This window comes from Odoribacter sp. N54.MGS-14 (genome assembly GCF_000980295.1).
Lineage (GTDB): Bacteria > Bacteroidota > Bacteroidia > Bacteroidales > Marinifilaceae > Odoribacter > Odoribacter splanchnicus.
Genome location: NZ_LARL01000006.1, coordinates 49,124 through 61,535, shown reverse-complemented (window position 1 = coordinate 61,535; position 12,412 = coordinate 49,124). Strand labels below are relative to the sequence as shown.

General features: G+C 37.7%; 10 protein-coding genes. 7 read left to right on the top strand and 3 right to left on the bottom strand.

Translation table 11 applies throughout. The features are described from left to right. Positions 1-7: 7 nt before the first annotated feature. Complete coding sequence (locus tag WS42_RS02510; protein ID WP_013612892.1) at positions 8-1,201, bottom strand: pyridoxal phosphate-dependent aminotransferase; 1,194 nt, start codon at positions 1,199-1,201, stop codon at positions 8-10. A 39-nt stretch (positions 1,202-1,240) separates the two neighbouring features. Beyond that, entirely contained in the window at positions 1,241-2,059 is an 819-nt protein-coding gene (locus WS42_RS02505) for a prephenate dehydratase (protein ID WP_022160852.1), read from the bottom strand. 514 nt (positions 2,060-2,573) lie between these two features. Between WS42_RS02505 and polA the strand changes: the two genes are divergently transcribed. The 7 genes from polA to WS42_RS02475 all read left to right on the top strand — a co-directional run bounded on the left by polA (position 2,574) and on the right by WS42_RS02475 (position 10,417). Further along, entirely contained in the window at positions 2,574-5,264 is a 2,691-nt protein-coding gene (polA, locus tag WS42_RS02500) for a DNA polymerase I (protein WP_022160853.1), read from the top strand. Between the two features lie 86 nt (positions 5,265-5,350). After that, positions 5,351-6,415: a PorP/SprF family type IX secretion system membrane protein gene (locus tag WS42_RS02495; protein WP_046404407.1), complete on the top strand. Its 1,065-nt coding sequence runs from the start codon at positions 5,351-5,353 to the stop codon at positions 6,413-6,415. Then, entirely contained in the window at positions 6,348-7,136 is a 789-nt protein-coding gene (locus WS42_RS02490; RefSeq protein ID WP_118102599.1) for a DUF4271 domain-containing protein, read from the top strand. The genes WS42_RS02495 and WS42_RS02490 overlap by 68 nt, the downstream gene beginning before the upstream one ends. 31 nt (positions 7,137-7,167) lie before the next feature. Then, on the top strand, positions 7,168-7,929 hold the full coding sequence (locus WS42_RS02485) for a uroporphyrinogen-III synthase (protein WP_013612897.1): 762 nt from the start codon (positions 7,168-7,170) through the stop codon (positions 7,927-7,929). A gap of 74 nt (positions 7,930-8,003) precedes the next feature. Beyond that, positions 8,004-8,387, top strand: a complete 384-nt coding sequence (gene rnpA / locus WS42_RS02480) for a ribonuclease P protein component (protein ID WP_022160858.1) — start codon at positions 8,004-8,006, stop codon at positions 8,385-8,387. Positions 8,388-8,405: 18 nt separating this feature from the next. Beyond that, on the top strand, positions 8,406-8,636 hold the full coding sequence (gene yidD / locus WS42_RS15245) for a membrane protein insertion efficiency factor YidD (RefSeq protein ID WP_013612899.1): 231 nt from the start codon (positions 8,406-8,408) through the stop codon (positions 8,634-8,636). A 125-nt stretch (positions 8,637-8,761) separates the two neighbouring features. After that, positions 8,762-10,417, top strand: a complete 1,656-nt coding sequence (locus WS42_RS02475) for a S41 family peptidase (RefSeq protein ID WP_013612900.1) — start codon at positions 8,762-8,764, stop codon at positions 10,415-10,417. A 189-nt stretch (positions 10,418-10,606) separates the two neighbouring features. Here WS42_RS02475 and uvrC read toward each other — a convergent pair whose 3' ends face one another. Next, on the bottom strand, positions 10,607-12,412 hold the full coding sequence (gene uvrC, locus WS42_RS02470) for an excinuclease ABC subunit UvrC (RefSeq protein ID WP_013612901.1): 1,806 nt from the start codon (positions 12,410-12,412) through the stop codon (positions 10,607-10,609).

Sequence of the window (12,412 nt, the reverse complement as noted above, 5' to 3'; positions counted from 1 at the left end):
AACTGCTTCAACACCACGAACCATGTTTAAAATGACTCACATGTAAAACCCGGCGAATCCGTCCGGCAGCTTCACGTAATACCTCTTGTTTCGCACACAATGAAATCCGGATATAACGTTCGCCGTTACTTCCAAAAATAAAACCGGGAGTAATAAATACATGCGCTTTTTGCAAAATCATATCCGACAATTTTTCCCCACTCTCTTCCCGGTCATCGATCTTTCCCCACAAAAACATACCTCCGCTATGTTTATCGTATCTCACACCCAACAGATCGAAAATTTCTCCGGCCAATTTCTGTCTTTCCCGGTATTCTGCATTCAATTGTGCATACCAATCGTCTTTTTGGGATAAAGCTTTCACAGCTGCCAATTGGAGCGGTTTGAACATACCCGAATCCATATTGCTTTTCACTTTCAACACCTGGGAAATGACATCTGCATCTCCGGCAATCATCCCGATTCTCCAACCCGACATATGATGTGCTTTACTCAGTGAGTTCAGTTCCACACAGCAGGTTTTCGCCCCATCGATACTCAAAATACTCAGTTGTTCATCATTTAATATAAAACTATAGGGATTATCATTACAGATCAAAATCCGGTGTTTCAAGCCAAACTCTACCAACCTTTCGTATAATGCCATCGTAGCTTTTGCTCCGGTAGGCATATTCGGATAATTTGTCCACATCATTTTTACCCTGGAAAGATCCCTGTTTTCCAACTGTTCAAAATCGGGCATCCATCCGGTTTCTTCCTTCAAATCATAAAGCACGATCCCGGCTTCTGCCAGTAAAGAAGCCGAGGAATAAGTGGGATATCCGGGATTAGGTACAAGCACTTGATCTCCTTTATTCAAAAAAGCCAGAGACAATAACAAAATTCCTTCTTTAGAACCGGCCAAAGGTTGAATCTCCGTATCCGGATTCAAATCTACCCGATAATATTTCTTATACCAGGTAGCAAATCCTTCACGCAGTTCTTTTATTCCTTTATAACTTTGATAAGCGTGATTACCTGGATGCTGAGCCTCTTTGATCAAAGTCAGGATAGCTTCCTCGGGTGGCATCCGGTCAGGGGCACCGATTCCCAGATTAATCACTTCGGCTCCTTGTCGGTTCATCAAATCAATCTCTTGTAATTTTTTTGAAAAATAGTATTCACTGACACTATTCGTTCTGTTTGCCGGTTTAATTATCATCGTTTACGATTTTTGATTTACAACTTATATACTTTCTAATCAACAATAACTTTTATATTCCCCCATCACTGTCAGTTCATCGACCAATGGTCTTACAGCATTCATCGCTTCCAGATAATGTCCGTAATCATCGAATTTCAGATCCACATAAAAAAAATACTGCCATTCCTTCCCCGGTATAGGCAAGGATTGTATTTTCGTCAGGTTAAGGTCATAAAAGGCAAATATGGAAAGTACCTGCGATAACCGACCTGTCTTATGAGGCAACGTAAAGCAAATCGAGGATTTATCGATATCTTTCTCTGATACGGTAATATGGTCGTCCAGGATCAGAAAACGGGTGAAATTTTGCTTATGAGTCTCTATACTAGCCTGAAGAATCTCCAAACCGAATAATTCTGCAGCCAATTCAGAAGCAATCGCACCGATCCGTCTTTGTCCGTTCCGCATTATATCGGCAGCACTTTTGGCTGTATCTTCCGATTCTACCAAACGGATATGTGGATATGATTTAAAAAATTCACGGGTCTGGGCTATAGCCATATAATGTGAATGCACTTCAGTAATCTCTTCTATAGTCTGCCCGGGCAAAGCCATCAGGTTTTGCTGAATCCGAAGGAATACCTCCCCTTTCACTTTGCGGGAATGTTTATGCAACAAAGAATAATTCGGTAATAATCCTCCTGCCACGGTATTCTCGATAGCCATGATAGCTCCCGAAGCTTTTCCCTGATCCAAAGCAACAAACAAATCTTCAAAACTAAGACATTCACACACACCGATCTCATTTCCATAAAACAACCGGGCAGCTTGCTCGTGAAAACAGCCGTGTACTCCTTGAATTGCAATTTTCGTCATTTTCCGTCACTTTTAATTCGTATATCGGTCAATAAAAAACCCCGGACATTATGCCGGGGTTTATATTATTCCATTATTATTTTCAGGACAAAATACACAGCCTCCGGCTACTCTTCATAAAATAAAAGTAGAAGTAAAAATAAAACCAGCTGCTAAATCGAAAATACGTCGCCATCTTTGTCCAAATAAAAAAGCCCTGAGTGATCAGGGCTTACTTTAATCCTATTTTTTAATCATTACACGGAAGCCCTTTACTCTCTGCTAAAAAAGTAAAAATAAAAATAATATGCATTCCAAAATGATTTCATCGCTCTGTTTTTGTTTTGTGACGACAAATATACAAACAAATCTATTTCTTGCAAATATATCCCATTTATTTTTCAGAGAATCTCTCTTTTTAGTACAAATACGATTCTCAATGTTTAGAATATAACATATAAAAGCCTCCCTCCGATATACTTACTGATGAGCTTTTTTTTCTAACTTTGTCCGTATAAATTTTAATCCTATATTCATGTCAGATCCTAAGACCTTATTCCTACTAGACGCCTATGCACTGATATACCGGTCGTATTATGCTTTTATCAATAATCCCCGGATTACCACCACAGGAATAAACACCTCCGCCACCTTTGGTTTTTGTAATTTTCTGATCGAATTATTAGAATTAGAAAAACCGACTCATATCGCAGTGATTTTCGATCCCGAAGGTCCCACTTTCCGGCACGAAATGTACACACCTTATAAAGCACAACGTCCCCCGATGCCGGAAGATCTGAGAAAATCCATTCCTTATATAAAAAAAATTATCGCAGGTTTGGGTATTTCTTGTCTGGATGCGCCGGGTTACGAAGCCGACGATTTTATCGGTACCCTGGCCAAAAGAGCGGAGAAAGAAGGTTATACCGTTTATATGATCACGCCGGATAAAGATTATGCCCAGCTGGTCAGTGAAAAAGTTTTTATGTATAAACCCGGACGTTCAGGAAATAAATCGGAAGTCTGGGGTATTCCCGAAGTATTGGATCATTTCGGGATCGAACGGGTGGATCAGGTCATCGATATTTTAGGACTGATGGGAGATACGGCGGACAATGTTCCGGGATGTTCCGGAATCGGCCCTAAAAGCGCTGCTACCCTGGTCTATAAATATGGAGATATCGACGGAATATATGCCCATATCGATGAACTCAAAGGCAAACAACGGCAGAATCTGCTCGATTGCCAGCCAACCGTCCATTTGTCACGTACCCTGGTCACTATTTGTACCGAAGTTCCTACCGATATCACTCCCGAAGATCTTGAGAAGAAACATATCGATGTAAAAATTCTGGATCCTATTTTCAAAGAACTGGAACTCTTTTCATTGGTAAAACGGGTATTGAATACAGATATAGAAGAAGATACCTCAGAGAAATTGTCGGACATCAAAGTCAGTTATACCGACCATTCCCAAGATCCGGCTTCTTTACTGCAAAAACTGGAAGAAGCAGATCTTTATGCTTTATATGTTGTTTTCAAAAACGGGACTCTGTATAATTCCTGGCCGACTCATCTGTGCTTCTCGACAAAACTTCACGAAGTAAGTTATATCAATCTGCCTAATGACAAAAACAAGGCATTGGAAATCATACTCCAATTCCAGGCCATTTTTGAAAACAAAAATAAAATTTTAATATCGGCCGATGTAAAAAACGATATCATTTGGCTGAAAAGAGCAGGTATCAAACTCAAAAATGATATTTTCGACATTAAAATAGCCCATTATGTACTCCATCCGGACATATCACACGACTTAGGCCGGGTTGCTTTGGAATACCTCAATTATAAACTCTCGGGAAGTAAAAAAGAAGATCAGCAACTCACGCTCCAGTTCGATGAAGAAGCAGGGACGGAAGATAACGATTTTGCAGAGAAAACCGATGTTATCTTCCAGCTTCGTGAAAAACTCTGTGACGATCTGCAACAGACCGGCTTACTGGCACTCTATAACAACATCGAAATGCCACTGGTTTTTGTACTCGCCGACATGGAATACGAAGGAGTAAGCATCGATTGTAACGAACTTCAGTCCATTTCAAGCGAACTAAAAGAACGGATCGATATCATTGAAAAAGAAATCTATGAATTAGCTCATCAGGAATTCAACATCAGTTCCCCCAAGCAATTGGGTGAAGTACTCTTCGATAAACTGAAAATCGACAGTAATCACAAAAAGACAAAATCCGGTCAATACAGTACTTCAGAACAAGTGCTTGTAAAATTAGAAGACGAACATCCCATTATCAATAAAATACTGGATTACCGGGGATTAAAAAAACTTTTGACGACATATGCAGAAGCACTTCCCAGTTTTATCGACCCGGGGACAGGAAAAATACACACTCATTTCAATCAGGCAGAAGCGGCAACCGGTCGTTTAAGCAGCCTGAACCCGAATCTGCAAAATATCCCTATCCGCACAGAAGAAGGCCGGAAAATCCGTAAGGCTTTCGTTACCGGTAATGACGACTATTTGTTTTTCTCAGCCGACTATTCCCAGGTCGAATTACGGTTGATGGCTCATTTAAGTCAGGATAAAGAATTGATTCATGCTTTCAATCACGGTATAGATGTACATACCGCTACAGCTTCAAAAATTTATCATGTCACCTTAGAGGAAGTAACTCCTGAAATGCGCCGCCGGGCTAAAACAGCTAATTTCGGTATCATATACGGTATATCTGCCTGGGGCTTGGCCGAAAGACTCCACATCAGCCGCAAAGAAGGCAAAGAATTGATCGACGGTTATTTCGATCTTTATCCAGGCGTGAAAAAATACATGGAAGAATCCGTCGAAAAAGCCAGAAAAAAAGAATTTGTCGAAACAATTATGGGCCGCAGACGTTATCTCCGGGACATAAACTCCCGGAATGCCGTAGTCAGAGGGATGGCGGAACGAAATGCCATCAATGCTCCGATACAGGGATCGGCTGCCGATATTATAAAAATGGCTATGATCTGTATCCAAAAACGCATTCAGGAAGAAGGATTGATGTCCAGAATGATCATTCAAGTTCATGACGAACTCAATTTCAAATGCCATAAATCCGAACAATATCTCCTGAAAAGCCTGGTGACGAATTGTATGGAGCATGTAATAAAACTCTCTGTGCCTCTAACGGTTAGTACAGGATTCGGAAACAATTGGTATGAAGCACATTGACCTGTAAAAAAACTTGTTTCAATTTAATAAATGTAAATTAATCCCGATTTTTTTATATTATTGCAATAAATTTCAATCAAACCAATATGCGAGTATTTATTAAAAATAGAATCCTGTTCTATTTTATATTTTTCATATATACTCCGGCTAGCTTCGCTCAGGATTATTCCTTTTCTCAATTTTGGGAGAATCGGATTTATTATAATCCTTCCTTCGTTGGTTTGAATGAAGGTGAATTCAACGGACAATTGACCTATCGGAAACTCTGGCCCAAATTTCCGGGTAATTTTTCAACGATTTTTTTTTCCGCCGATTTAAAAACATACAATAATTATGGATTCGGATTATCCGTTATTTCAAGTGATGAAGGGGGTGGTTTTATAAAATCGAACAGTATCGGACTATCCTACTCCTGGAGAGGGTATTTCAACAAAGAAAAAAATATCTACTTTCAATTAGGAGTGAAAGGTTCTTATTATGACGAAAGGCTGAATCCGAACAAATACATTTATTCCGGGAATCTTCATGAAATATACGGTAACATTCTACCGTTACCGGCTTTGGACATTGTCAATGAAAAACAAAATTATTGGGATTTCAGTACAGGTTTTATGATCTATGTTCCCTGGGAACGTCATTACCGTGAATTTATGCATAATTTCATCGGATTTTCCGTCAATCATTTCACCCGCCCCAAAGACAATTTTATCGAAGAAAATGCCCGGATTCCGATCAAACTGAGTTTACAATGGAATAGTTTTATCAGAACCTCCCTTTATAGCCTCGACAAAAAAAGTAGTTTATATGTTTGTCCGGGATTATTATATGAAAACCGAGGAGATCGATTATTATCTCCCTCCTCATTCGATAACTTTATCGTCGGTTCGGATATCACCACCGATCCCTTATTCGGTGGAGTATGGTATAGTTCTCAGCTCCTGAACAGCGATAAAGAAAATTATAAAGCGATCATTTTCAAACTTGGACTCAAGTTGAATTCTGCCAATAAAAAATTTGAATATCGTCTGGCTTATTCCTACGATATGTCTCTTGGAAATTTAGTAAAATCAACAGAAGGATCCCATGAAATCAGTTTCAACATCACCTACAGATTCAATGCCAAATACCGATATAACATATTTTCATTCTGAACAAGATAGCCTGTCTATTCTACCATTACATCAAACTGAAACAGACACATTTGAAATCTATATGCCTGCTGGTCGATTTTTACCTTCGACACAGTTGGAACACAATAAAGATCTGTTCGGAAACGTACTATTCACAGTCGGTTTCCTGATTATTTTTGCATTTGTAAGATTAAGAGGTAAAGATCTGTTTTACAATCTATTGAATACATTATTGAAAAGGAAGAAAGCTGAAATTATTTTGAATGAAGGAATATCTTCCAATCTGATCTGTTATATTCTATCCTTATGTTTGTCCTTCTCCATCATTTCTATCGGTATCGTCTATATCATCGAAGGAAATTTTATCAATTTATTTACATTATATCTTTTCATCGGCTTATTTCTTTATCATTTTCTTCTTCTCTTGATTGTCCGGTTATTCGGATGGACTTTTAACGCTAAAAATATGGCCGACGAAGTCATCGTAAATTTATGGACTTACAATATTTTGTCAGGACTTTTGATTTCACCTTTTGTAATTGCAATCTTTTTCGTGAAATCTTTTGCTGTTATTCCTCTATTAAAGATAGTTATATTCGGTGCAATTTTACTTATGATTGTTAAAATTATAAGATGGATTGAAATATTAATCACGCATAGGGTTTCAATTTTGTATATGATTTTGTACCTTTGTGCCCTCGAAATCATGCCACTTCTTGTGCTTTACAAGATGGTAGAATAACATCAGGGTATTAATTTAAAACTTTACTGCTTTGAAGATAAAAAAGATACTCGTATCGCAACCGCAACCAACTACAGAAAAATCTCCCTATTCTGAACTAGCGGAAAAATACGGTTTAAAACTGGAATTTCGTCCTTTTATTAAGGTTGAAGGAGTTACAGCTAAAGAATTCAGACAGGAACGGATCAATATTCTTGATCACACTGCTATTATTTTTACCAGCCGTACAGCTATAGATCACTTTTTCAGAATCTGCGGAGAGTTAAGAATAACGGTACCGGACACGATGAAATATTTTTGTATTTCGGAAGCAACGGCTTTTTATTTACAAAAATACATCGTCTACCGTAAAAGAAAAATTTTCTATGGGGATAAGAAAGTGGATGATATGACTAAAATTTTACTGAAACATAAAACAGAAAATTTTCTTGTACCTCTTTCCGATATCCACAAAGAAAATATTCCCGGATTACTGGATCAGTTGAATCTGAAATACACGAAAGCTATTCTTTATAAAACGGTTTCCAGCGATCTGAGCGATATCAAAAATTTGAAAGAATACGATATCATAGCTTTTTATACCCCATCCGGTATAAAATCTTTATTCCAGAATTTCCCGGACTTCGTTCAGGATACCACAGTTATAGCAGCTTTCGGACCTGCAACTGCAGTTGCAGTCGAAGAAGCAGGATTACGGCTGGATATAAAAGCTCCGACACCCCAATGTCCTTCCATGACAATGGCTATCGAAGAGTTTATAAAGCGTTATAACAAAGAAAACAAAACAAAATAATTCAAAAATGAAGCTAATCACAAAAAGTTTGACTTTTTGTGATTAGCTTCCCTATAAGTTACCAACCTGCATTTATGTACTCACTCAGCAAAGCCGAACGTCTATGTAGTAAAATTCTTTTCGAAGAACTATTGACTTCTGAGATCAGCTTTGTAAAATACCCGTTCCGGGTCGTACTCAAAGATTCGTCTATACCCGGAGAATATCCTGCCAGGATAGCGATCAGCGTGAGTAAAAAGAAATTTAAAAGGGCTGTTAAACGTAACCGGGTAAAACGGCTGACCCGTGAAGCTTACCGTTTAAACAAACCCGAATTCTATCAGCATATAATCCCCGGACATACAGTAGATATTCTATTTATCTACCTCGATCAAAATCTTCCGGTTTTTTCTAAAACCGAAAAGGCCATAAAAAGTGTACTGAAGAAGATTCCATCTTTACTATCCTCTGTTTCCTGATCCCGGTAAAACGATCGTATGACACTTATTAAATGCATAATCAGTCACTTATTACTTTTACCGATTCGGTTTTATCAATACTGTATCTCCCCTTTAAAGCCACCCACCTGCCGTTTTGTACCCACTTGTTCCCAGTATGCGATCGAAGCTATCCGAAAACACGGACCTTTTAAGGGATTATGGCTGGCTATAAAAAGACTACTCCGCTGTCATCCCTGGGGAGGCAGCGGCTATGATCCTGTGCCTTAAAAAATAACAATCCATCTTAAGGATTTGCTAATTTTCAATTTACCATTTTCAATTATCAATTATATATCGTATTTTCGTTAATTAAAAATCAGGTGTTGTATCACAAACAAAAATTTAAAATATAAATGAAAACAAAAAGAATTCTACTTGTTGGCATAGCATTCATCTCGATCACTCTCGGATTGACCGCACTGAGAAACGATGATAAAAGCTTTGAAATCAGTAAGCAGCTGAATATTTATGCCACTCTGTTCAGAGACGTAAATATGTTTTATGTCGATGAAGTCAATCCCGGTGACCTGGTCACTACAGGAATAAAAGCCATGTTAAAATCTTTGGATCCATATACTGTTTATTATCCGGAATCCGAAATGGAAGATGTAAAACTGATGACTACCGGAGAATATGCCGGTATCGGTTCCGTCATCAGTAAAAAAGGAGATCAGGTCATTATCCGGGAGCCTTATAAAGATTCTCCTGCAGATAAAGCCGGATTACTTCCCGGAGATATCATCCTGGCTATCGACGGAATTTCGGTGAAAGGTAAAAATACGGAAGAGGTAAGTACTTTATTAAAAGGACAACCGGGAAAAGAAATCACCATAAAAGTTCAGCGTGAATTTGAGACTAAACCACTAGAAAAGAAAGCTATACGAGAAAAAATCCAACTACCGAGCGTCCCTTATTCCGGTATGGTTAACGATACGACCGGATATATCTATCTAACCAGTTTTACCGATAAATCTGCTGCAGATGTCCGTTCGGCAATTATCTCACTAAAGAACAAAGGAGCCTCTTCTTTAATTCTGGACCTAAGAGGAAATTCAGGAGGTCTTCTGGATCAAGCCGTTGAAATAGTGAATTTCTTCGTTCCGAAAAATTCCAAAATAGTCGACACCAAAGGGAAAGTAAAACAATGGGATAAAGAATATACAGCCAAAAATAATCCCATCGTACCCGATATGCCTTTAGTAGTATTGATCGACCGGGGTTCAGCATCGGCCTCTGAAATCGTATCGGGTGCTCTTCAGGATCTCGATAGAGCTGTTCTAATAGGCGAACGTTCCTACGGAAAGGGATTGGTTCAAACAGTCCGCGATCTGGCCTACAATACGAAATTAAAAGTTACCACCGCAAAATATTATATTCCTAGCGGAAGATGTATTCAGGCCTTGGATTATTCCCACCGGAACCCTGACGGAAGTGTCGGAAAAGTGCCCGATTCTTTGATTTCAGAATTTAAAACCCAATCCGGAAGAAAAGTGTATGACGGTGGCGGAATCAGTCCGGATATTAAAATTACTCCGGAAGATTATGCAAGAATCACTCAAGAACTTGTTTTACAAGATCTAACATTTGATTTTATCAATAGTTATGCCCTTCGGCACCCCAATATTGCCCCTATCAATGAATTTAAAATTACAGATGAAATATACAACGAATTCAAAACCTATCTGAAAGAAAAGAAATTCAGTTATGAAACCGAATCACAACAGATATTGAATAAATTGATCGAAGCAGCCAAAGCCGAAAAGTATTATGACACCGCCAAAGAACAAATTGCCGCTTTGGAAAATGATTTCACCCATTCTATCGACCGCGATATGGACCTCTTTAAAGATGAGATCACTTCGTTTTTAACAGAACAATTCATTCAACGTTACTATTATCTGCAAGGGGTAATAGAATATAAAGTCCAGCATGATCAAGAAGTAGCTAAAGCGGTTGAAGTATTAAACGATAAAGAAGTATATCGAAATACCCTGAAACCTGTCAAATAACTAAATAAAAGGCTGTTTATAGAAAATTTTTCTATTTTTTGTGACTGCCTTAAAGACCGATTGGCGAATCTAAAGTTTACAACTTATATTTACGATCGGAACTACAGATTCGCCAATCAGTATTAAAACAATACATATTAAGCTTTAAAGCAGCTGATTTACCTCGGCACTCTTTCGGATAAACTCTTATTATTCGGTTTCTTGATGAAAATACTCATGAATAAGTTGTGCTTTCTTCTTCCCGATCACCTTAGCCAGTTCTTCAATAGACTTTTGTTTGATATTACTAACTGACTTAAACTCATGCAATAATATAGTTTCAGTTGCTTCTCCGATACCCTTAATATCACCTAATATACTGTTAATCTGTGATTTTTCTCTCAATTTACGATGAAATGTAATACCAAATCGATGGGCTTCGTCCCGGATATGCATCAACGTTTTTAAAGCCATCGAATTTTTAGCCAACAGATAAGGATCCTTATCTTCAGGAAAATAAATTTCTTCCATTTGTTTTGCCAATCCTAAAATCGGTACTTTCCCATATAGATCTAATTTTTTCAAACTATTTACAGCCGAATGTAACTGTCCTTTTCCTCCATCGATCACGATCAGATCCGGTAATTCCAGACCTTCATCCAATACTCTTTTATATCTCCGGAAAATAATTTCTTCCATAGAAGCAAAATCGTCCGCCCCGACGACTGTTTTCACGTGGAACTTTCGATATTCTTTTTTAGCCGGTTTACCATCGATAAAAACTACACAGGAAGCCACTGGATTAGTCCCTTGAATATTCGAATTATCGAAACACTCCATACGATGTGGTAATGTAGGCAGTTTTAGTTCTAACTTAATGGTTTTCAATATATTAAAACTCGAATCTTCTTTCTTTAGATTCCTCTGCCGTTCTCTATCCAATCTAAAATAGGATACATTTCTTTCGGACAAATCCAATAATTGTTTCTTGTCACCTCGTTGAGGTATCACATATTGCACTCCTTCCAATTGAACATCCGGATAAAAAGGAACAATAATTTCTTTCGAATTACTATTCACCAATTGGCGGATCTCATAGATAGCGAAAGCAAGCAAAGCTTCCTTATCTTCTTCGATCTTCTTTTCTAATTCAACTGTATGTACTTGTATAACAGCACCATGAACAATTCTCAAAAAATTAACATAAGCATATTTCTCATCTTCCAAATAAGAAAAAACATCTGTATCGTGAATCGTAGTACGGACAATAGTCGATTTAGATTGATAATTTTTAATGGCTTCAAGTGCTTCTTTCATTCGATTGGCCTCCTCAAAATGCAGTGATTCCGCATACGAATTCATCTTCCTGGTCATAACCTGAATGACAGAAGACAAATTACCTTTCAAAATATTCCTCACCTGGCTGATAAATTCATCGTATTCTTCTTCCTGTATTTTACCAATACAAGGCCCGAGACAATTACCGATATGATATTCCAAACAAACTTTAAAACGGTTGTTATAGACAGCCTTCGTATTTAATGCAAGCTTACAAGTCCGTAATTTGAATAAAGATTTAATTAAAGAAATCAGTACATGGGCAAATTTTCCCGAAGTATAAGGACCGAAATATTCCGATCCGTCGTGTACAAAACGGCGGGTAAGAAACACCCGGGGATAAGGTTCTTTCTTAATACAAATCCAGGGATAAGATTTATCGTCTTTCAATAAAATATTATAACGCGGCTTATATTTTTTGATCAGATTATTTTCTAAAAGTAATGCATCTTGCTCACTATTTACAACAATATACCGTAAATCCGTGATTTTATTGACCAAAATCCGGGTTTTATTTGACTGATTACTTTGATTTAAATAAGATAATACCCTATTTTTTAAATTTTTAGCCTTTCCAATATATATAATTACTCCAGAAGAATCGAAATATTGATATACTCCAGGTGAAGAAGGTAATTCACTAATCTTTTTTTTCAAATGGTCATCATATAAAGCCAT

Coding starts and splice junctions, on each gene's coding strand:
- polA (WP_022160853.1), top strand. CDS start 2,574: ATGTCAGATCCTAAGACCTTATTCCTACTAGACGCCTATGCACTGATA.
- yidD (WP_013612899.1), top strand. CDS start 8,406: ATGACACTTATTAAATGCATAATCAGTCACTTATTACTTTTACCGATT.
- WS42_RS02510 (WP_013612892.1), bottom strand. CDS start 1,201: ATGATAATTAAACCGGCAAACAGAACGAATAGTGTCAGTGAATACTAT.
- WS42_RS02505 (WP_022160852.1), bottom strand. CDS start 2,059: ATGACGAAAATTGCAATTCAAGGAGTACACGGCTGTTTTCACGAGCAA.
- WS42_RS02475 (WP_013612900.1), top strand. CDS start 8,762: ATGAAAACAAAAAGAATTCTACTTGTTGGCATAGCATTCATCTCGATC.
- uvrC (WP_013612901.1), bottom strand. CDS start 12,412: ATGGCTTTATATGATGACCATTTGAAAAAAAAGATTAGTGAATTACCT.
- WS42_RS02495 (WP_046404407.1), top strand. CDS start 5,351: ATGCGAGTATTTATTAAAAATAGAATCCTGTTCTATTTTATATTTTTC.
- rnpA (WP_022160858.1), top strand. CDS start 8,004: ATGTACTCACTCAGCAAAGCCGAACGTCTATGTAGTAAAATTCTTTTC.
- WS42_RS02490 (WP_118102599.1), top strand. CDS start 6,348: ATGAAATCAGTTTCAACATCACCTACAGATTCAATGCCAAATACCGAT.